The organism is Tuberibacillus sp. Marseille-P3662, assembly GCF_900178005.1.
GTDB lineage: Bacteria > Bacillota > Bacilli > Bacillales > Sporolactobacillaceae > Marseille-P3662.
On sequence record NZ_FXBS01000006.1, the window covers coordinates 610,793 to 630,182 of the forward strand.

At 42.3% G+C, this 19,390-nt stretch carries 22 protein-coding genes and 2 pseudogenes; 20 read left to right on the top strand and 4 right to left on the bottom strand.

The window, feature by feature from the left end; all coding sequences use genetic code 11:
• Positions 1-5 precede the first annotated feature (5 nt).
• The 3 genes and pseudogenes from B9Y89_RS11600 to mntR all read left to right on the top strand — a co-directional run.
• A pseudogene (locus B9Y89_RS11600) lies at positions 6-1,445 on the top strand (vitamin B12-dependent ribonucleotide reductase); the annotation flags it as partial.
• Positions 1,446-1,697: 252 nt separating this feature from the next.
• Positions 1,698-2,825 (top strand): annotated as a pseudogene (locus B9Y89_RS11605) (vitamin B12-dependent ribonucleotide reductase); the annotation flags it as partial.
• Positions 2,826-3,161: 336 nt separating this feature from the next.
• Entirely contained in the window at positions 3,162-3,590 is a 429-nt protein-coding gene (mntR, locus tag B9Y89_RS11610; protein ID WP_085523389.1) for a transcriptional regulator MntR, read from the top strand.
• 94 nt (positions 3,591-3,684) lie between these two features.
• On the opposite strand, the gene aceA is transcribed toward mntR, so the two are convergent.
• The 3 genes from aceA to B9Y89_RS19055 are packed head-to-tail and all read right to left on the bottom strand — an operon-like array spanning position 3,685 to position 6,740.
• Positions 3,685-4,959 carry an isocitrate lyase gene (gene aceA / locus B9Y89_RS11615; protein WP_085523390.1) on the bottom strand — a complete coding sequence of 425 codons (1,275 nt, stop codon included), beginning with the start codon at positions 4,957-4,959 and terminating at the stop codon, positions 3,685-3,687.
• A 4-nt stretch (positions 4,960-4,963) separates the two neighbouring features.
• A complete protein-coding gene (aceB, locus tag B9Y89_RS11620) occupies positions 4,964-6,571 on the bottom strand; it encodes a malate synthase A (protein WP_085524712.1) in 1,608 nt (535 codons plus the stop codon).
• 19 nt (positions 6,572-6,590) lie between these two features.
• The gene (locus B9Y89_RS19055; protein ID WP_176222158.1) at positions 6,591-6,740 is read right to left on the bottom strand and encodes a hypothetical protein; all 150 of its coding nucleotides are present in this window, start codon (positions 6,738-6,740) and stop codon (positions 6,591-6,593) included.
• A 219-nt stretch (positions 6,741-6,959) separates the two neighbouring features.
• Between B9Y89_RS19055 and B9Y89_RS11625 the strand changes: the two genes are divergently transcribed.
• On the top strand, positions 6,960-7,853 hold the full coding sequence (locus tag B9Y89_RS11625; protein WP_369596729.1) for a patatin-like phospholipase family protein: 894 nt from the start codon (positions 6,960-6,962) through the stop codon (positions 7,851-7,853).
• Positions 7,854-7,896: 43 nt separating this feature from the next.
• On the opposite strand, the gene B9Y89_RS11630 is transcribed toward B9Y89_RS11625, so the two are convergent.
• Positions 7,897-8,289, bottom strand: coding sequence for an SA1362 family protein (locus tag B9Y89_RS11630; protein ID WP_085523392.1), 393 nt, complete (start codon positions 8,287-8,289; stop codon positions 7,897-7,899).
• A 336-nt stretch (positions 8,290-8,625) separates the two neighbouring features.
• Here B9Y89_RS11630 and B9Y89_RS11635 point away from each other — a divergent pair, with 336 nt between their 5' ends.
• The 16 genes from B9Y89_RS11635 (at position 8,626) to folD (ending at position 19,387) form a co-directional block, all read left to right on the top strand.
• Positions 8,626-9,156 (top strand): YqhR family membrane protein, encoded by a 531-nt coding sequence (locus B9Y89_RS11635; RefSeq protein ID WP_254901239.1) that lies wholly within the window; start codon positions 8,626-8,628, stop codon positions 9,154-9,156.
• Between the two features lie 70 nt (positions 9,157-9,226).
• The gene (gene aroQ / locus B9Y89_RS11640) at positions 9,227-9,658 is read left to right on the top strand and encodes a type II 3-dehydroquinate dehydratase (RefSeq protein WP_085523393.1); all 432 of its coding nucleotides are present in this window, start codon (positions 9,227-9,229) and stop codon (positions 9,656-9,658) included.
• 26 nt (positions 9,659-9,684) lie between these two features.
• Positions 9,685-10,242: an elongation factor P gene (efp, locus tag B9Y89_RS11645; RefSeq protein WP_085523394.1), complete on the top strand. Its 558-nt coding sequence runs from the start codon at positions 9,685-9,687 to the stop codon at positions 10,240-10,242.
• Between the two features lie 156 nt (positions 10,243-10,398).
• Complete coding sequence (spoIIIAA, locus tag B9Y89_RS11650) at positions 10,399-11,322, top strand: stage III sporulation protein AA (RefSeq protein WP_085523395.1); 924 nt, start codon at positions 10,399-10,401, stop codon at positions 11,320-11,322.
• The gene (gene spoIIIAB, locus B9Y89_RS11655; protein ID WP_085524714.1) at positions 11,322-11,837 is read left to right on the top strand and encodes a stage III sporulation protein SpoIIIAB; all 516 of its coding nucleotides are present in this window, start codon (positions 11,322-11,324) and stop codon (positions 11,835-11,837) included. The genes spoIIIAA and spoIIIAB overlap by 1 nt, the downstream gene beginning before the upstream one ends.
• A gap of 13 nt (positions 11,838-11,850) precedes the next feature.
• Positions 11,851-12,054, top strand: coding sequence for a stage III sporulation protein AC (gene spoIIIAC, locus B9Y89_RS11660; protein ID WP_085523396.1), 204 nt, complete (start codon positions 11,851-11,853; stop codon positions 12,052-12,054).
• Between the two features lie 15 nt (positions 12,055-12,069).
• Positions 12,070-12,459 carry a stage III sporulation protein AD gene (gene spoIIIAD / locus B9Y89_RS11665; protein ID WP_085523397.1) on the top strand — a complete coding sequence of 130 codons (390 nt, stop codon included), beginning with the start codon at positions 12,070-12,072 and terminating at the stop codon, positions 12,457-12,459.
• A 16-nt stretch (positions 12,460-12,475) separates the two neighbouring features.
• On the top strand, positions 12,476-13,657 hold the full coding sequence (gene spoIIIAE, locus B9Y89_RS11670; RefSeq protein ID WP_085523398.1) for a stage III sporulation protein AE: 1,182 nt from the start codon (positions 12,476-12,478) through the stop codon (positions 13,655-13,657).
• Between the two features lie 11 nt (positions 13,658-13,668).
• Positions 13,669-14,331, top strand: coding sequence for a stage III sporulation protein AF (gene spoIIIAF / locus B9Y89_RS11675; RefSeq protein ID WP_176222198.1), 663 nt, complete (start codon positions 13,669-13,671; stop codon positions 14,329-14,331).
• Positions 14,318-14,992: a stage III sporulation protein AG gene (gene spoIIIAG, locus B9Y89_RS11680; RefSeq protein WP_085523400.1), complete on the top strand. Its 675-nt coding sequence runs from the start codon at positions 14,318-14,320 to the stop codon at positions 14,990-14,992. The genes spoIIIAF and spoIIIAG overlap by 14 nt, the downstream gene beginning before the upstream one ends.
• A gap of 2 nt (positions 14,993-14,994) precedes the next feature.
• The gene (locus B9Y89_RS11685; protein WP_085523401.1) at positions 14,995-15,522 is read left to right on the top strand and encodes a SpoIIIAH-like family protein; all 528 of its coding nucleotides are present in this window, start codon (positions 14,995-14,997) and stop codon (positions 15,520-15,522) included.
• A gap of 123 nt (positions 15,523-15,645) precedes the next feature.
• Positions 15,646-16,149 carry an acetyl-CoA carboxylase biotin carboxyl carrier protein gene (accB, locus tag B9Y89_RS11690; protein WP_085523402.1) on the top strand — a complete coding sequence of 168 codons (504 nt, stop codon included), beginning with the start codon at positions 15,646-15,648 and terminating at the stop codon, positions 16,147-16,149.
• Positions 16,150-16,163: 14 nt separating this feature from the next.
• Positions 16,164-17,519, top strand: coding sequence for an acetyl-CoA carboxylase biotin carboxylase subunit (gene accC, locus B9Y89_RS11695; protein WP_085523403.1), 1,356 nt, complete (start codon positions 16,164-16,166; stop codon positions 17,517-17,519).
• Between the two features lie 18 nt (positions 17,520-17,537).
• Complete coding sequence (locus tag B9Y89_RS11700; RefSeq protein ID WP_441351482.1) at positions 17,538-17,972, top strand: Asp23/Gls24 family envelope stress response protein; 435 nt, start codon at positions 17,538-17,540, stop codon at positions 17,970-17,972.
• 143 nt (positions 17,973-18,115) lie between these two features.
• The gene (gene nusB, locus B9Y89_RS11705; RefSeq protein ID WP_085523404.1) at positions 18,116-18,508 is read left to right on the top strand and encodes a transcription antitermination factor NusB; all 393 of its coding nucleotides are present in this window, start codon (positions 18,116-18,118) and stop codon (positions 18,506-18,508) included.
• Between the two features lie 24 nt (positions 18,509-18,532).
• Positions 18,533-19,387, top strand: a complete 855-nt coding sequence (gene folD / locus B9Y89_RS11710; protein WP_085523405.1) for a bifunctional methylenetetrahydrofolate dehydrogenase/methenyltetrahydrofolate cyclohydrolase FolD — start codon at positions 18,533-18,535, stop codon at positions 19,385-19,387.
• Positions 19,388-19,390 lie beyond the last annotated feature (3 nt).

The following is a 19,390-nucleotide window of genomic DNA, read 5'->3' on the forward strand; positions in this document are numbered from 1 at the left end:
ATGTCATGAGTGTGACCGTTCAGGAACCGCTATCGGTCAATCAAGAACAATTAAATCGGGACATTGAACTGTTTCCGCAAGTGTATCCTATCACAGATGATATGAAACAAACGCAAGAGGGCGTCTCTCGCTTAGTTATGCTAGATCGGTATGCTTTCAAGGATACGGGGAAGAAAACATTCAAAATCGGAGACTTTGTTGTTTTAACTGTTAAAAATGATCCGAAGTTTCCAGCCCGGGGATTGGGTGTCATTCAATCCATTGATTGGGAACATAATCGAGCAAGTGTTTTGATAAATGAGGAGCACCGTGTTGCCTTGGATGAACAAGAAGAACAGGCATCCGGTGTTGCGACGCGTCCTTTAGATGTGATCGATAAACCGCTCGAGATATATTATGAGCAAATTGCGAAACGTAATGCCCGCGGGCTCTCCGAAGTGGAAACATCCCCGGAAAAGCAGCAGGCCTCATTCGAGCGTTTTTATGAACAACTGGTCAATCAAAACTTTGTCCCAGCTGGACGAGTATTATACGGTGCCGGTGCTGATACAGATGTGACATATTTTAATTGTTACGTCATGCCATATATCCAAGATTCACGCGAAGGCATCGCGGAACACCGCAAGAAAGTGATGGAAATCATGAGTCGCGGCGGCGGTGTGGGTACGAATGGTTCAACCCTCCGGCCAAGAAATACGCTAGCCCGCGGTGTTAATGGCAAGTCTTCCGGTTCTGTCTCATGGCTTGATGACATTGCCAAGCTCACGCATCTTGTCGAGCAAGGCGGCAGTCGCCGTGGGGCGCAGATGATTATGTTGGCGGACTGGCATCCAGATATTATTGATTTTATTATCTCGAAAATGCAGAATCCGCGGATTTTACGCTATCTATTGGAAAATACCAATGACGAACAAATCCGTCAGGCAGCAAAGGAGAAGTTGAATTTTAAACCGTTAACGCAAACGGAAGAAGCGATGTATCAAGGCATCCTGAATTATAAAAACTTTCCTGGACAAGGCGGTTTTGATGATCAGGCGATCAAAGAAGCCGAAAATAAATTAAATACTGGTGGCACTTACACCGTTAATAATCCGGAATTTCTCACGGGTGCTAACATTTCCGTTTGTTTGACGGACGAGTTCATGAAAGCTGTTGAGAATGATGGTGATCATTACCTGCGCTTCCCTGACGTTGAAAATTATAACGCAGAAGACATGCAAGCTTATAATGACAATTGGCAAGAATGCGGCGATGTTCGCGACTGGGAACACCAAGGCTATCAGGTCCGGACGTACCGTACTATAAAGGCTCGGGAACTATGGAATTTGATCAACATCTGTGCAACTTATTCCGCTGAACCTGGCATTTTCTTTATTGATAATGCCAATGACAAAACAAATGCAACAGCGTACGGCCAAAAAGTCGTTGCGACGAATCCGTGTGGTAAGGTAGCCTAGTTTGCCTCACGTAAAAAACCGTGGAATGAAGCGGGAACCCTGAGATTGGGAATCCGAACCGAAGGCTAGTCTTAACAGATTAGTCAGGGGCAGAGCATAGGTAGTGAAACTGTTTTAGTCAGAATATAATCTACCCAAGAGGCCGCGGCAGTAGTTAAGCCTACTGAAAAGATATGCCGAACTTGCACGAAGATTAAAGTGCAAGAAGTACGGATAAAAAGCCGTACGATAACATAATTGGAACAACCGTTAGCACCTTATTCTGTCTGTAATTTGGCCGCTGTTAATTTGGCACAAATGGCCGATCACAATGCGAAAACCGTCGACTTTGCTAAACTTAAGGAAACGGTCCGTGTTGGCGTGCGTATGCAAGACAATGTCATTGATGCGACACCATACTTCCTAGAAGAAAACCGCGTTCAGGCACTTGGTGAACGCCGGGTCGGTTTAGGCGTTATGGGACTTCATGATTTGCTGATTTATTGTGAAACCGAATATGGTTCTGAAGATGGTAACCAATTGGTTGATCAAATCTTTGAAACGATGGCGGTTACCGCTTATGAAACATCGATTGAGTTAGCGAAAGAAAAAGGCAGCTTTCCGTTTCTTGAAGGTGCAACCGAGCAGGCGACAAGTGAACTACGGGAACGTTTTGTTAATACCGGTTATGTCAGCCAGCTACCGGACCACGTTAAGGAAGGGATTGCAACCTACGGTATTCGCAATTCGCATCTGTTGACGGTAGCACCAACAGGATCCACGGGGACCATGGTCGGCGTATCCACAGGTTTGGAACCGTATTTCTCATTTTCATACTTCCGCAGTGGTCGGCTTGGCAAATTCATTGAGGTTAAAGCGGACATTGTTCAAGAATATCTTGATGAACATCCGGATGCGGATCCTAATCAGTTGCCGCATTGGTTTGTCACAGCGATGACGATGACGCCAGAAGCTCATGCGGATACACAGTGTGTCATTCAACGTTGGGTGGACAGCTCCATTAGTAAGACGGTGAATGCGCCAAAAGGTTATACGGTTGATCAGGTCAAATCCGTTTATGAGCGTTTATATAACGGCGGAGCCAAGGGCGGCACCGTCTATGTTGACGGTAGCCGTGATTCGCAAGTATTGACGCTCAAAGCCGAAGAAAATATGACCGATGAACAAGCATCGACGGAACCATCGGAAGATGAGGACGACCATAAAGTCGTGATTTTAGATACCATTAATGAACTTGAGAAAACCGATGTCACCTATGGCAATGAGGTTGGCGATACTTGCCCTGTTTGCCGTCAAGGGACGGTTGAAGAAATTGGTGGATGTAATACATGCACGAACTGCAATGCTCAGTTGAGATGCGGATTATAAGGTTGATGAAGCGGTCCTAGTGGGGCCGCTTCTTCTTGTTATTATGGTTGATCATGCTTGTCTCAAGCTATCAAGTATTGTATGATTTTATTATGTTGTTATTGTAGGCTGTTTTAGACTGTTGTTATTTAGACCGTATCCCGAATACACTTCGCTTTCCGCGGGCGAGTGGCAAGTCTCCTCGGGCATGGCCCTGTGGGGCCTTGCGTATCTCGCACTTCCCGCAGGAGTCTACGTGTATTCGGGCTGCTCAGAGCGTGTATAGTAGTTTTTGCTCCATGCAAAAGCAACATCTTTTAGAGGACAGCCTTATTGTAAGACGTTAGGGGGGACATCATGTCGCCAACACCCAGTATGGAAGACTATATTGAACGCATTTATTTATTGATTGAAGAAAAAGGATATGCTCGTGTCTCTGACATTGCAGAGGCTTTGGAAGTCCACCCCTCATCCGTAACCAAAATGGTTCAGAAGCTTGACAAAGACACTTATCTTGTTTACGAAAAATACCGTGGTTTTATGTTGACACCCAAGGGCCGGAAATTGGGAAAACGACTCGTTTATAGACACGAACTGCTTGAAGATTTTCTCAAAATTATCGGTGTCCATCGAGACAAGATTTATGCAGACGTCGAGGGGATTGAACATCACTTAAGTTGGGATGCCATAGACAGAATCGGTGATCTTGTTCAGTACTTTGAGGAGGACGAACAGCGGATTAGCGATTTACGCGACATTCAAGAAAAAAATGAAGAAGAGCTATAATCAAACCGCCAGTTTGGCGGTTTTAGTTAATGATTCAATGATGTTTTAAAAAGACTAAAATAGCCGGGGCATTGCCCGGCTATTTTCTGTTATTTTAGAACTGCTCAATTTCCGTTGAACCGACCAAAGCCTTGGTTGAACTTTCTCCTTGTGATATAATTTCAGATATCTCGTCAAAGTAACCGGCACCGACTTCGCGCTGATGCTTTGTGGCTGTGTACCCATGCGCTTCACTCGCAAACTCAGCCTGTTGCAGTTCAGCGTAAGCAGTCATGCCGGTCTTTTTATATTTTCTCGCCAAATCAAACATACTGTGATTTAAGGCATGGAAACCGGCAAGTGTGATAAATTGGAATTTATAGCCCATCTCACCTAATGCCTTTTGGAACTCAGCTATGGTTTGATCATTTAATTTCTGCTTCCAGTTAAATGAAGGTGAACAATTATAGGCTAGCAGCTTTCCAGGATACTTTTGATGGATGGCATCCGCAAATTTCTGAGCTTCTTCGAGATTAGGCTCAGATGTCTCACACCAAATTAGATCAGCGAATGGGGCATAGGCCAAACCGCGGGCAATCGCCTGCTCGATGCCTGCTTTACTGTAATAGAAACCTTCGTTGGAACGTTCACCGGTCATAAATTCATGGTCGTAAGGATCGATGTCGCTTGTGATCATACGTGCCGCGTTCGCGTCCGTCCGCGCCACTAAAATGGTCGGAACATTCAAAACATCACTGGCGAGTCGGGCTGCAATCAGATTTTCTACCGCTTGCTTCGTTGGGACTAACACTTTTCCGCCCATATGGCCGCACTTTTTCTCAGAAGCCAATTGATCCTCAAAGTGAACCCCGCTTGCGCCTGCTTCAATCATCGCTTTCATTAGCTCATAGACGTTCAGTTTGCCGCCAAAACCTGCTTCGGCGTCAGCAACAATTGGAGCAAACCAGTCTCGGGTCATCTGGTCTTCCGCAGCCTCAACTTCGTCCGCCCGTTGTAAGGCTTGATTGATGCGTTTGACGACGGACGGTACACTGTTAGCTGGATAAAGACTCTGATCAGGGTACATTTGGCCGGAGAGATTGGCATCCGCCGCCACTTGCCAACCACTGAGATAGATGGCCTGCAAGCCGGCTTTAACCTGTTGCACCGCTTGATTACCTGTCAAAGCACCTAATGCATTAATATAGTCTTCTTGATTGAGTTGTTGCCATAGACGTTCAGATCCTCTTTTTGCCAACGTGTGATCAATCATAACTGAGCCTCTTAGACGAACAACATCTTCGGCAGTATAAGGACGCTCTACGCCTTTCCAACGTTCCGCTGTCTCCCATTCCTCTATTAATTGTTGGACTTGATCTTGACGGTTCATCGAATCACTCCTCATTTTTTAAATAATGATAACCAGGTAAAGTTAGAAAATTGATAAACGTCTCGGTTTCAATTAGCTGTTCAAAAAGTTGTCGGGCTTCAGTCAACCGGCCATTCTGATAGCGTTCGTCACCGATGTTTTGCTCAATTTTCTTCATTTCTTCGTCAGTTAGCTGTCTGATTAAATCCTGGGTGATTTCAGTTCCATCTGGTAGACAAGCATCGGGATGATGCACCCATTGCCAAATCTGTCCTCTAGAGATTTCAGCGGTGGCCGCATCCTCCATAAGATGGTTGATGGGAACGGCGCCCTGACCGTGTAGCCAATGCTCAATATACTGAATACCGACACTGATGTTTGTTCTAAGGCCTGCTTCTGTAATGATGCCCTCAGGGATTTCAATCATATCATCGGCCGTCACATGGATATCCTCGCGCTGGCGCTCAATTTGATTGGGTTCCGGCATGTTTTGATCAAAAACATCTTTCACCGGCTGAACTAATCCCGGATGAGCGACCCATGAGCCGTCATGGCCATCTTGGACTTCGCGTGTTTTATCTTGGATAACTTTTTGGATAGCCGCTTGATGGGTTTCAGGGTCGTTTTTAACGGGTATTTGTGCTGCCATTCCGCCAATCGCTGATGCATGTCTTCTATGGCAGACCTTGATGACGTATAGAGAATAAGCACGCATAAAAGGGACGGTCATGGTGATTTGCGAACGATCTGGAAGTAAAAAATCCTTTTGCTGATGAAAAGCTTTAAGATAACTGAAAATATAATCCCAACGTCCGCAATTTAAACCGACAATATGGTCCTTTAAAGCATAAAGGATTTCGTCCGCCTGGAAGGCAGCAAAAAGCGTTTCAATGAGGACCGTAGCCTTAAACGTACCTCTCTGTAAATTGAAGTAATCTTCAGCCAATGTGAACACATCATCCCATAGCTCGGCTTCCATATAACTTTCTAGCTTAGGCAAATAAAAGTAGGGTGCGGTATTCTGGTTTAATAGCTGGCGGACATTGTGAAACACATACAATCCGAAATCAAATAGTGAGCCTGAGACAACTTCACCACCTACGAGACAATGGTGTTCTTCAAGATGCCAGCCGCGCGGGCGAACGAGTAAAACGGCGGTATTATCATTTAATGTGTATGCTTTTCCATTGGCCCCTGTTAGGTTAAGCGTTTTTTGATTGGCTTGTTTGAGATTGATCTGTCCTTGTACGGCATTGTCAAAATGAGGTGACATCGCATCTTCGAAATCAGCCATGAACACCTTGGCACCTGAATTTAATGCATTGATGACCATTTTCGGATCGGAAGCCGGTCCGGTAATTTCCACACGTCGGTCCTTAAGGTCATGGGGAATGTCTCCGATTGTCCAGTCTCCATCTCGAATTGCTTTTGTTTCTGGTAAAAAATCCGGTAAGTGTCCGTTATCGATTGGCTGCTGCCGTGTTTCTCGAGCTTTCAACAGCTCTTTACGACGTCCTTCAAAACGCTCATGTAGGGTCTGAATAAAGGTCAAGGCCTCAGGTGTCAAAATCTCATCGCCATATTCTACCCGTGTTGTTACCGATACATGATTTGGTTTTGTTTCTTCCAACATCAGGACCTCCTTATTTTCTTTAATCAATGATTCCTGCTCCGCTGCAGTAAGAACACTCGATCGTGGCATAACCGTCACATGTTGGACATTCCTCCTGTAGATATGCGGTCTTCCCTTGGCAATATGGACAAGTCATATCACCATGTCCATCACAATGTCTGCAATTCATATAAACACCTCCTACCATTCATCTGTTATAAAACAGATGAATTAATTAATAATTATGATATAACAGTCGAAGTGGAATGTTCAACAAAAAATCTAAAAAAATAAAAAATAGGTCTTTTGACCGATCAAAAGACCAGCATGATATATCATTAGCGCCCAATTTTACAATAGACAGCGACTTTTTTTGCTTCTCTTTCATTAACTAAGAGTAGAGGAGGAGATGGTCGTGTGGATTGATGGGGTATTTTCCGGCGGCGGGGTTAAAGCCTTTGCATTTGTCGGTGCATTGGAAGTCACTGAAAAGGCTGGTTTTCGTTTTGCGCGATTGGCCGGTACGAGTGCAGGTTCTATCATTGCAGCTTTACTTGCTGCAGGCTATGACAGCGATGATATTAAGCAACATATGGAAGATTTGCAGCCAAAATTATTTATGGACAACAAAACATCATTTTTTCGTTTCCCATTTTTTAAATGGTTAACATTGTACTGGCGCATGGGATTATATAAAGGCGATGTTTTTGAAAGCTGGGTCCGCGATTTATTGAAACAGAAAGGGATTGAATCGTTTTCCGATTTACCTCCTGATACATTAAAAATCGTTGTTTCTGATCTTACAAGAGGAAAAATGGTCGTTATTCCAGATGATTTAGTTGACTATGGTATTGATCCATTGAAATTTTCAGTAGCTAGAGCGATTCGAATTAGTTGTAGTTTACCATTCTTCTTTGAACCAGTTACTCTCTATAATCAGCAAGCGGAGAAATGTGTGCTTGTGGATGGCGGGGTGTTAAGCAACTTTCCAGTTTGGATCTTTGATGAACAAAAGGATTTGCCGCTTCGGCCATTTTTAGGCCTCCAACTGAGTTCAAAACAACAATACTTCAAGTCGAGAAAAATTAAGAATGCCGTTGATTTGTTTCACGGTTTATTTGAAACAATGAAGGAGGCCCATGACACCAAATATATTTCTAAGTATGCTGCATCGAACATTATTTTTCTGCCAGTTGATCAATATGAGACCGCTGATTTTAAATTAACGAAAGAGGATCAAGAACAGTTGATGGATATTGGTCGGGAACGCGCTAAACAATTTTTTAAAAGATGGACGTATTAAAAAAGCGAACCATTCGGGTTCGCTTTTTTATATCGTGTAGAGGCTAGAAAAACATCCGTTTGCGACGTTTTTTCTTTTTGCCATCAATCACTGTCAAATGATGAGACTCGCGACTGTTAAACTGATTCATCGGTTGACGGTGTCTCGTGGCATTACTTTGAATCACTTTTAAATGGGAAGGGGTTGGTCGAGCTGATTTTTCTCGCTTTTGTCTTTGTTTTGTTTGTTTCACTGCCCGACGGTAGCCGCTTGTATGCTGATCACGTCGTTTCGACGACATGAATCGATAGATGAGGTAGCCAGCTCCAATAAAGATGGCAGCTATCATTAGTTGTCTTGCAATTGTCCCTGGTTGGGTTATAAGTGTCGAAACCAATCCTAAAAGTCCAAGAACCATAAGCGTATAAACGATCGTTTTCGTCCAAGGTCGTCTCAAGCCGTTCACCTCCCTGGGTCAATCAAACTGTCTATTCATCTGTGTTGTTCCCAAGTTTCTCTCTCCTGCGTCGTTGTTACAATAGCAACATCCTATTTTCATAAACCTCAGATGAAAATTTAAATGTTTCATACCGAAAAGGGCCACCTCAATTAGGGTGGGTCATGCTAAATTATATTTTAAAGCATCCAACTTCAGAAATCTAACATATCTTAACCTGAGGTTGCTGATAAGTGAATTGTTATTTATTATTTTTCCCAATAAATGAAACATATACACGTTTTTATGAAAGTTTTATGGTCTGTTTGGGCATGCTTAAAAAAGGAGGTGTTTGTATTGGCGGAACAAAAACGATTAGAACAAAATAAAGATGAGCATCAATTAACGACAAACGGTAGGGTTGTTTTAATAGGCTTATTTGGCGGCATCATATGGGGACTAATTGGTTATCTGGTTTATCTGTTTCGATTTACAAAATTTGGTCCGGCCTTAACTCTCGAACCCTTTGCCCTTGGAAATATAAAAGAAGGTACCTCCGGTCAATGGTGGGGATTATTGGCACTCTGTGTGATCTCAGTGATCTTGGCCTTTATTTATAAATTTACGCTTGGCAGGGTTAAGAACATGTGGGTGAGTATATTTTTCGGACTGGCGTTATGGGTGGCCGTTTTTTACATATTACAACCTTGGATTCCGGATTTACCTTACGTTACTGATCTCGGTATTAATACGATTTCAACTACTTTGTGTTTATATGTTTTATGGGGGCTGTTTGTGGGTTATTCCATTTCGTTTGATTTAGTTTCGACCTCTAATGCCGAAAAAGCTGCTAAAGAGGAGAAGTCTGGGGCGCAGTCGTCGAAATAACTATTCAAACGTGTGTCCCCTGTGGTAGAATGTTCATGGAAAACATTCTATCTTTTTTGGCGTGATTTTGATGAAGCATTTCCTTATTATTAATGGTCCAAATTTGAATAGGCTAGGCAGTCGCGAGCCAGATATTTACGGCCATCACACGTTAGAGGACTTGGATCAACAGCTCAAACAATATGGTCAAAATCAACAATTTAGGGTCACAAGTCGGCAATCCAATCATGAAGGGGATATGATTGACTGGGTGCAACAAGCTGAATCAGACTATGATGGGATTGTTATGAATGCGGGCGCTTTTACCCATTATAGCTATGCGATTCGTGATGCTATCGCTGGTACCGATATACCAGTGATTGAAGTCCATATATCTAACATACATAAACGCGAATCGTTCCGACATCATTCTGTAATAGCTCCCGTTGTAACTGGACAGATTGTTGGTTTCGGCTTTCAAGGGTATATCCTCGCACTGGATTATTTACGTCGTATGAGCTAACTTGTTATTAAGAAGGAGGAATAGAGATGATTTCAGTTAATGATTTTAAAACAGGTTTAACGGTTGAAGTTGAGGGAGGCATTTGGTCTGTCGTTGATTTTCAGCATGTTAAGCCTGGAAAAGGCGCCGCTTTTGTCCGCTCAAAACTTAGGAATCTAAGAACAGGCGCCATCCAAGAACGCACATTTCGTGCTGGTGAAAAAATTAACCGTGCTCATATAGAAACCCGGAAAATGCAGTATTTATATGGTAGCGGTAATGTTCACACATTTATGGATCTGGATAATTATGAACAAATAGAATTTGAAGCGTCGCAAATTCAGAATGAGTTAAACTATCTAAAAGAAAATATGGAAGTTCAAATTCAAACTTATGAAAATGAAACCATTGGCATTGATTTGCCGAATACGGTTAAATTAAAAGTGACGGAAACTGAGCCAGGACTTAAAGGGGATACTCAGTCTGGCGGTTCCAAGCCCGCAACTTTAGAGACCGGCTATGTTGTCAGCGTTCCGTTATTTGTTAACGAAGGTGACGAACTTGTCATTGATACTCGAACGGGAAGTTACACTTCCCGGGCCTAAAAAATGGCTAAAAAAATACCCTTCAAGGTTATAACCTTGAAGGGTATTTTTTTGTCTAAAATGTGTCTACAACTAAAGGGTTCATAGGCATAACCTGTCCGAGTCTGAATATACATTTGATATAAGCATTGATTCTCATTTAGAAGGAGTTAAGCTATGGAACGCATTATGGCCGTTCTGCCTTCCGACATTAGCCAAGCATTAGGACCTTATATCATGGATGACAAAAGTGACATAGAAGAAATTCGGCTGAGAATCTCCCAACCTGTGGAAATCATTATGAATCATCGATCGTTCTATCCACGAGAAGATCTCATTTTTAATAAGAAACAGGCGGAGCAATTACTCAGCCGGTTGAGTGAATATTCATTGTATACACTAGAAGAGGAATTAAAACGAGGCTACGTCACCATCAAAGGTGGACATCGCGTCGGCCTTGCCGGACGGGTAATAATGGAACATGGAAAAGTGAAAAGGATTCGCGATATAAGTTCCTTCAATATCCGGGTTGCTCGTCAGACCATTGGTGCCGCTGATCATTTAGTTCCAAAATTATGTTCTGGTGGTAAGTGGCATAGTGCTCTCTTTATTGGTTCACCACAAGCGGGAAAAACTACGCTTCTTAGGGATTTGGCCCGAATCATTAGTCAAGGACAAGCAGGTATCCCAGCAAAAAAAGTTGGCGTTGTGGATGAAAGGTCCGAAATTGCGGGGTGCTTAAAGGGCATTCCACAAAATCAATTAGGGCCGCGGGTAGATGTTCTCGATGCTTGTCCAAAGGCTGAAGGGATGATGATGCTTATCCGGTCAATGAGTCCAGACGTGCTAATTGTTGATGAAATTGGCCGCCAAGAGGATACGAATGCCTTGTTGGAAGCACTCAATGCTGGTGTGAGTGTTATGGCGACTGTCCATGGTCAAGATTTTGAAGACATCGCGAAACGACCGTTGATACAACCATTGCTTCATCACCAGATTTTCACGAGATTCATAGAGTTAAACCGGAGGCAGCGTCCGGGACAAATCAAACAGCTATTAAATGCAGAGGGCAAACCGATTCAAGCTGTGATGCATCCATGATGCTAAAATTTTTGGGTGCGCTCATCATCATTGGCACAACAAGCGGAATTGGTTGGATATTAGCTAAGCAATACAGCGATCGGCCCAGACAGCTTAGACAAATTCGTACAGCCTTACAGTCTCTTGAATCAGAAATTGTTTATAGTTTAACACCGATTAGTGAAGCAGCTGGGACCATTGCCAAACAGCTTCCCTCTCCTGTCAAACGTATGTTTGCAAATTTTGCTGAACGGTTGGACGAAGAGCGGTCCACCGCAGAAGATGCCTGGGCCCAAACCCTTGAAGCCTTTTGGCCACATACAGCTTTAAAAAACACAGAAAAAGAAATTTTACTGCAATTTGGGTCAACTTTGGGAAAACACGATTCTGATAATCAAACGAAACAAATCCGCTTAACACTATCACATCTTGAGAGAGAAGAGCAAGAAGCCAAAGATATTCAACTTAAATATGAAAAAATGACCAAAAGTTTGGGGTTTTTATCGGGCGTTTTATTGGTGCTACTGCTGTTCTAAGGAGGGTTCACCCATGTCATTTGATGTTGATACCATCTTCCAGATTGCTGGGATTGGGATTATCATTGCCATGATTCAGACCGTTTTAAAGCAAATGGGGAAAGAAGACTGGTCTCAGTGGGTTACGCTTATTGGTTTTATTATCATTTTAGCGATGATCTCAACTTATATTGCTGATTTGTTTGAGAAGATTCGCAGAGTATTTCTGTTTCAATGATAGGGGTGACGACCGATTGAAATTCTGCAGATTATAGGACTCGGAATTAGTGCAACGTTTTTGGTTATGATCCTCAAAGAGCAAAAGCCATTATTTGCTTTTCTGTTATTGGTCATTTTTGGTGTGACCATCTTATCTTTTTTAGTGGGTAAAATAAGTATGGTTATCCGTATGATTGAGCGAATCGCCATCAACGCGGACCTTAACATGGTTTACTTAGAGACAATACTGAAGATTATCGGTATTGCTTATATTGCAGAATTTGGGGCCCAAATTACAAAAGACGCTGGTCAAAATGCGATTGCTTCTAAGATTGAGTTAGCTGGTAAGGTGTTGATTTTGGTTATGGCAATTCCAATTTTAACGTCACTCATTAAAACTGTCATTGGATTAATTCCTGAATAAATGGGGCGTGACCTTCATGCGGCTTTGGACAAAAAGGCTGATGGCCATCGGAGCTATCTCGTTAATTATCATTTTATTAATACCTGAGGAGGTCAGTGCTGAAAATTTGACCGATCAATGGGTGGACGAGCAGTTGAAGAACTTGGATACATCGGAGATCAAAGCTTACTGGAATAAAGTCGTGACCCAATACGAGGGTTTCTTGCCTGAAAGTAAAAATATGGACTTAATAGATTTCTTTAAAGCGGACAAGCAAGGTCTCATTAAAGACTGGATGTTAGGGTTGGTTCGTTATCTTTTCCATGAGCTGCTTGTTAATGGGAAACTCTTAGGAACATTAATCATTCTCGCAGTGGTCGCTGTTCTCTTACAAACATTGCAAAATGCTTTTGAGCAACAGGCGGTATCGAAAGTGGCTTATGCTGTTGTCTACATGGTGTTAATTATCTTGACGTTGAACAGTTTTAGAGTGGCAATTGATTACACAATGGAAGCTGTTAATAGTATGAGTCACTTTTTACTCGCCTTATTGCCAATGGTATTAGCCTTGATAGCCAGCAGCGGTGGAGTCACATCTGTCGCTTTTTTTCATCCGCTTATTATATTTTTAATTAATGCCAGTGGCTGGTTGATTGGTCAATTTGTTTTACCTTTATTGTTTATGTCCGTCCTGCTTCAAATCATAAGTACAATGACCGAGCATTATAAAGTGACGCATTTGGGGAATCTGCTTCGCAATATTGCCCTCGGTACGCTCGCGGTCTTTTTTGCCATTTTCCTAGGTGTGTTATCTGTTCAAGGGGCTGCGACGGCGATATCCGATGGGATTGTGGTCAAGACAGCTAAATTTGTGACCGGAAATTTTGTCCCCGTCGTAGGACAAATGTTTACAGATGCTGCAGATACCGTCATCAGTGCATCAATGATTGTCAAAAATACGGTGGGTATTTTTGGGTTAGTCATTTTATTATTTATCGTCGCGTTCCCGGCTATTAAGGTATTTTCGTTAGCCCTGATCTATAATCTCGCTGCTGCCATTTTACAACCTCTTGGTGGTGGCCCAGTTATTGAGAGTCTGTCAATTATCGGCAAAAGTATGCTATTTATTTTTGCAGCTCTAGCGATTGTATCTATCATGTTCTTTCTCGCCATCACAATCATTATCGCATCCGGCAATCTATCAATTATGGTTCGTTAGGAGGTCTTGATTTGGATGTACTATATCAATGGATAACCGAAATCGTCCTTTTAATTCTTTTGGCGATAGTATTAGAGTTGTTACTGCCGAATAATGCATTTCAGAAATACGTCAAGATGGTTGTGTCATTAATTATCGTTTTGGCACTGCTCAGTCCGATTATGAAACTATTTGAGATTCAGCCAAGCGAAATTATTGACGAAATGGCGAAGACTAAAGAGACATCAGAGATACAGGAATCAATAAAAATGAAAAAAAGAGTAATAGAATCAGAACAAGCTGAATATACTCAGAATCAAACGGCTGTCCAAATGAAGCAATACGTTCAGGAGGAGTTGATACAAGATTATGGTTTAGCAATTACAAATATTGATCTGCAAATCTCTGAAAAAAAGCAACAAAATGGGCAACAACCGGTTGAACATGCCACTGTATATGTCAAGGAAGCAGACACGAGAGAGCAATCGGACCAAATGAATGCTGTTGATCCTGTTGATCATATCCAAGTGTCAACAAAGAAAGAGACATCGTCAAAAGACGGTCAAGCTTCTGATAAACAAGATCGGCAAAGCAAGGAAGAGGCTTCAAGGTTTATCGCTAAAAAATGGGAAATGGATGCTGATCAAGTGACTGTTTATATGGAAGGAGGCGAATCTGCGGATGACACCGGGTGATCTCCTTAATAAATTGAAACAAACGTTTTTTGAAGGTCAGAGCGACCAACCCGTCAAAAAGCGATCAAAATTCCAGATGTTAATTCTGTTACTAGCCGTTGGGGTCGGGATGATGATCCTTTCAGAATTCTTCACATCTGGAGGGGGCCAAGAGAATTCCGCTGATGTTGTTCCTGTTAGCCAAACGCCTTCTGACGATCAGGCATCATCGGCGATGAACCATAGCAGTCAATCGAAGGAGAAAGAGTCGATGGAAGCCTACGCCTCGGATTTAGAAGATCAACTAGAAGATTTCTTGAAAAAAATTCAAGGTGTTTCCGACGTTGATGTCATGGTGTGGTTAGGTAGTTCAAAGAAAAGTATCTACGAAAAAGACGAGGATTCATCACAACAAAAAACAGTGGAGACAGACAATGATGGCGGTGAGCGAACGATAAAGGAACAGCAAAATAATGGCCAAGTTGTCTTTAAGGATGGCAAGAATGGCAAACAGCCGATTCTTGTAACGAAGGAAAGTCCGGAAATAAGCGGTGTAGCGGTTGTTGCTGACGGTGCGGATAACAAATTAGTGCGGACGTGGATCATCAATACTGTGACATCGGTACTTCGAGTACCTTCATATAATGTAGAAGTAACCCCAGGAAAGTCTAAGGAGGAATAAAAATGGTTTTGAAAAAACAAACAGTATGGTTATTAACGATGTTGAGTCTAATCGTTGTGCTTTCGGTGTATTATGTAACGACACCTGGAACAGGAGAACAATTGGCAGCTGATGATGGGGAAAAACAAACGGAAACAGCTTCAAAAGATGGACAAAGTAATAGCAAAGATGTCACTTCAAGCATCGAAGCTGATTCAGCGTTAGCTGAACTTGAGAATCAAAAAGTGGATCGTCGGAACGAACAGGCTCAACAATATCAGAACACCATCACCGGTTCTGATTCAGCCACAAAAGTCAGCGAAGCTAAAGCCAATTTGGAAACTCTTAAAACAACTGAACGTCAGGAAACATTATTAGAAGATTGGGTCGTTAATCAAGGGTTTTCCGATGCCGTTGTTGACACTCAAGGCCAAAACATAAAAGTCTATGTTAATAGTAAACAATTATCCAAGAAACAAGCCAACTCCATTATGCGTAAGTCAAATGAATATTTGGGATCGGAAAAACTTGTTAAAGTCGTTCGAAAATAAGAGCTGTTTCTTAACAGCTCTTTTTTATCATTAACGGATAAAAGGAATTATCACATAGAGATAAAAGTTATGATATAATGGACACGATATCAGAGCTTAATTGTCAAAAAGGAGTGCTTTGGCTTGCTAAAGATCCAGGAAATTCGTGAACTCATCAACCTAATTGATGATTCCTCTATTAATGAATTTGAATATGAACACGATGGATCTACCATAAAAATGAAAAAGACTTTGGAAGGGAATGTTGTTCAAGTTCCTTCGCAGCAAATGCCGGTTCAACAACCCATACAACAACAAGCTCAAACGGCTGATTTGGGAGCGTCGGTTCAGAGTCAACCCCAAACGCAAAATGAAACCATTGACCAGCAATCAGATGATACGACTCATTTACATAAGATTGAATCGCCAATGGTCGGAACATTTTATGCCGCCTCATCACCAGAAGCGGATCCATTTGTTAAAGAAGGCGACAAAGTTTCTGAAGACAAGGTTGTCTGTATAATCGAAGCGATGAAGCTTTTTAACGAAATTGAAGCCGAAGTGAAGGGTGAAATCGTTGAAATGCTTGTTGATGATGGCCAATTAGTTGAATACGGTCAACCGCTATTTTTAGTAAAACCGGAATAAGGGGTACGTTAGCTATGATAAAACGAGTATTGATTGCTAACCGCGGCGAAATTGCGGTTCGCATTATCCGGGCCTGCCGAGAATTAGATATTGAGACTGTCGCCATCTATTCTGAGGCTGATCGCGACGCCTTACATGTTCAACTGGCAGATGAAGCTTACTGTATTGGTCCTAAGCTATCAAAAGACAGTTATTTGAACTACACTAATATTATGAGTGTCGCAACTCTAACAGGCGTTGATGCTATTCACCCTGGCTATGGCTTTTTATCGGAAAACGCCGACTTCGCGGAATTGTGCCAGGAATGCAAGATTACATTCATTGGACCTAGCTCTGAAGCGATTAGTAAGATGGGGGTTAAAGATGTGGCCCGCAGTACTATGAAGGAGGCTGGGGTTCCCGTTGTCCCTGGATCTGAGGGTGTTGTGTCCTCTGAAGATGAAGCAGTGCGTGTTGCCTACGAAATTGGATTCCCGGTTATTATTAAGGCAACAGCTGGTGGTGGTGGTAAAGGTATACGCGTGGCGCGCGATGAGGAATCGCTGCGAAAAGGTGTCAATGTTACACAAAAAGAAGCCGAAACAGCTTTTGGTGACCCAGGCGTTTACATCGAAAAGTTCGTTGAAAACTTTCGTCATGTTGAGATTCAAATTTTAGCTGATAACTTCGGAAATGTGATCCATTTAGGTGAACGAGATTGCACCATTCAACGGCGCTTGCAAAAGCTAGTTGAAGAAACACCATCACCGGCGCTTGATGACCATAAGCGTGAAGAAATGGGGATGGCAGCTGTTCGGGCCGCTAAAGCAGTTGACTATTCCGGTGCAGGAACGATTGAGTTTATTTATGACAATGAAGGTCATTTTTACTTTATGGAAATGAATACACGTATTCAGGTTGAACATCCTGTCACGGAATATGTCACGGGTATTGACTTGATCAAACAACAAATTCGTGTTGCTAATGGTGAACAGTTGGGCTTTAGTCAGGAAGACGTTACATTTACCGGTTGGGCAATAGAGTGCCGGGTCAATGCTGAAGACCCGTATAAGGACTTCATGCCGTCGCCGGGACATGTCAATCTTTACTTGCCGCCTGGTGGACCGGGTGTACGTGTTGATTCTGCTGTCTATCCTGGTTATATGATTCCACCCTATTATGATTCGATGGTGGCCAAAGTCATTACTCACGGAAAAACACGGGATGAAGCAGTAGCGAAAATGAAACGGGCTCTGGGAGAATGTGTTGTTGACGGTATCAAAACAACGATCCCTTTCCATTTACAATTATTTAACCATCCTGTGTTTGTTAGTGGTGATTTTAATACGACATTTCTTGAGAACCACGCAATTATGCAAGATGTGGATTAATATCGGGAGGTGACTATGATGGATGAAAAGAAACAACCGTTAGATTATGAAGTCGATACGCCCATGTTTGAAATGGATGATAATGAGAATGACTTAGGAAAAGTGGAGATATCTCCGGAAGTTATCGAAGTCATTGCTGGGATTGCTGCAACGGAAATTGAAGGTGTTGCGGCTATGCATGGCGGTTTCGCCACCGGTGTTGCTGAGCGCCTTGGTCGGAAGAATCACGGTAAAGGTGTTAAAGTGGATTTAACAGATTCGGGCATCCTTATTGACGTTCAACTCCACATGGAATATGGTGTTTCTGTACCGAGAGTCGCTCAGCAAGTTCAAGAAAACATTGAACAGACCCTCAGAACCATGACAGCTCTTGAAGTTCAAGGCATTAACATTCATGTGGTTGGAGTTGTTTTTGAACCAAAACCTGACCATGACTATACGGATAACCAGTAAAAAATCAAAGGGTTATTTCCCTTTGATTTTTTTATTTTTTAACATGGTTGGATAAGCTGATATTAACACAAACAATATCATTAACAGACCCTAACCATTGTGCTATTATCATCATGAGAAGGATAGTGAAAGGACGTTATTGATTGAAGAGAAGAGAGGCTCGTGAAAAAGCGGTTCAAGCGTTGTTCCATATTACATTGAATGATACGGGCATTCATGAGGCGTTAGACAATGTCAATGCCCAGCAGACGTCTGAACCGTTTATAAAAGAATTGCTAACAACGACGATCGAACACCGTGACACAATCGATGCATTGATCAAAAATTATCTCATTCATTGGCAGTTCGATCGATTAAGTCAGATGGATCGAACAATTATGCGCTTGGCTATTTGTGAGATTTGTTATTTCGGCGATATTCCAGCAGGTGTCAGCATTAATGAAGCCGTCGAATTAGCCAAAAAGTTTAGCGATCACGACGCGCATAAATTTATCAATGGCATTTTATCTAAAGTCGCAAACAATCATCATGAATAATTACGAAGATTTGGGGGAGTCCATATGAGTGGTGAACTAATTAATGGGAAACAACTGGCGCAAGAAAAACGTGACGAGATGAAGGCAGAAGTTGAAGCATTAAAAAATCAAGAAGGCGTTACACCTGGTCTGGCCGTTATTCTTGTCGGTGATCATCCAGCATCACATTCCTATGTCAAAGGGAAGGTCAAGGATTGTAAAGAGGTTGGGATTCATTCTGAACTGAAAACATTACCAGATACAGTTGACGAACAGACGTTATTAGATGAAATTGATAAGTATAACAATGATGATGCCATTGATGGGATTCTAGTTCAGCTGCCATTACCAGAGCATATTTCTGAGGATAAAGTCATTGATGCCATCAACCCTGAAAAAGATGTAGATGGTTTTCATCCTGTCAGTGTCGGTAAAATGCTACTTGGAAAAGAAACGTTTTATTCATGTACACCAGCAGGAATTATTGAAATGGTCAAATCCAAGCAGATTCCAATTGAAGGCAGCCATGTTGTGATTGTGGGTCGAAGTCACATTGTCGGCAAACCCGCCGGTATGTTGTTTCTGCAAAATAATGCTACCGTCACTTACTGTCACTCCCGTACCAAGGATATGTCTGCCATTACGAAACAAGCGGATATTCTTGTTGTTGCTGTCGGACAGGCCCAATTAATCGGTCCTGAGGATATCAAAGATGATGCGGTTGTTATTGATGTTGGTATGAATCGAAATGAGGAAGGCAAACTCGTTGGAGACGTTAACTTTGAAGCTGTTAAAGAAAAGGCTTCTTACATTACGCCTGTCCCTGGAGGCGTCGGACCCATGACAAGAACGATGCTTTTACATAATACTATTAAGTCTGCTCGTAACTGGAGAGAGTAACGG

Excerpts from the sequence above, each read along its gene's own strand:
- mntR (WP_085523389.1), top strand. The coding sequence starts at position 3,162 with ATGTCGCCAACACCCAGTATGGAAGACTATATTGAACGCATTTATTTA.
- aceA (WP_085523390.1), bottom strand. The coding sequence starts at position 4,959 with ATGAACCGTCAAGATCAAGTCCAACAATTAATAGAGGAATGGGAGACA.
- aceB (WP_085524712.1), bottom strand. The coding sequence starts at position 6,571 with ATGTTGGAAGAAACAAAACCAAATCATGTATCGGTAACAACACGGGTA.
- B9Y89_RS19055 (WP_176222158.1), bottom strand. The coding sequence starts at position 6,740 with ATGAATTGCAGACATTGTGATGGACATGGTGATATGACTTGTCCATAT.
- B9Y89_RS11625 (WP_369596729.1), top strand. The coding sequence starts at position 6,960 with ATGGTCGTGTGGATTGATGGGGTATTTTCCGGCGGCGGGGTTAAAGCC.
- aroQ (WP_085523393.1), top strand. The coding sequence starts at position 9,227 with ATGAAGCATTTCCTTATTATTAATGGTCCAAATTTGAATAGGCTAGGC.
- efp (WP_085523394.1), top strand. The coding sequence starts at position 9,685 with ATGATTTCAGTTAATGATTTTAAAACAGGTTTAACGGTTGAAGTTGAG.
- spoIIIAA (WP_085523395.1), top strand. The coding sequence starts at position 10,399 with ATGGAACGCATTATGGCCGTTCTGCCTTCCGACATTAGCCAAGCATTA.
- spoIIIAB (WP_085524714.1), top strand. The coding sequence starts at position 11,322 with ATGCTAAAATTTTTGGGTGCGCTCATCATCATTGGCACAACAAGCGGA.
- spoIIIAC (WP_085523396.1), top strand. The coding sequence starts at position 11,851 with ATGTCATTTGATGTTGATACCATCTTCCAGATTGCTGGGATTGGGATT.
- spoIIIAE (WP_085523398.1), top strand. The coding sequence starts at position 12,476 with ATGCGGCTTTGGACAAAAAGGCTGATGGCCATCGGAGCTATCTCGTTA.
- spoIIIAG (WP_085523400.1), top strand. The coding sequence starts at position 14,318 with ATGACACCGGGTGATCTCCTTAATAAATTGAAACAAACGTTTTTTGAA.
- B9Y89_RS11685 (WP_085523401.1), top strand. The coding sequence starts at position 14,995 with ATGGTTTTGAAAAAACAAACAGTATGGTTATTAACGATGTTGAGTCTA.
- accC (WP_085523403.1), top strand. The coding sequence starts at position 16,164 with ATGATAAAACGAGTATTGATTGCTAACCGCGGCGAAATTGCGGTTCGC.
- B9Y89_RS11700 (WP_441351482.1), top strand. The coding sequence starts at position 17,538 with ATGGATGAAAAGAAACAACCGTTAGATTATGAAGTCGATACGCCCATG.
- folD (WP_085523405.1), top strand. The coding sequence starts at position 18,533 with ATGAGTGGTGAACTAATTAATGGGAAACAACTGGCGCAAGAAAAACGT.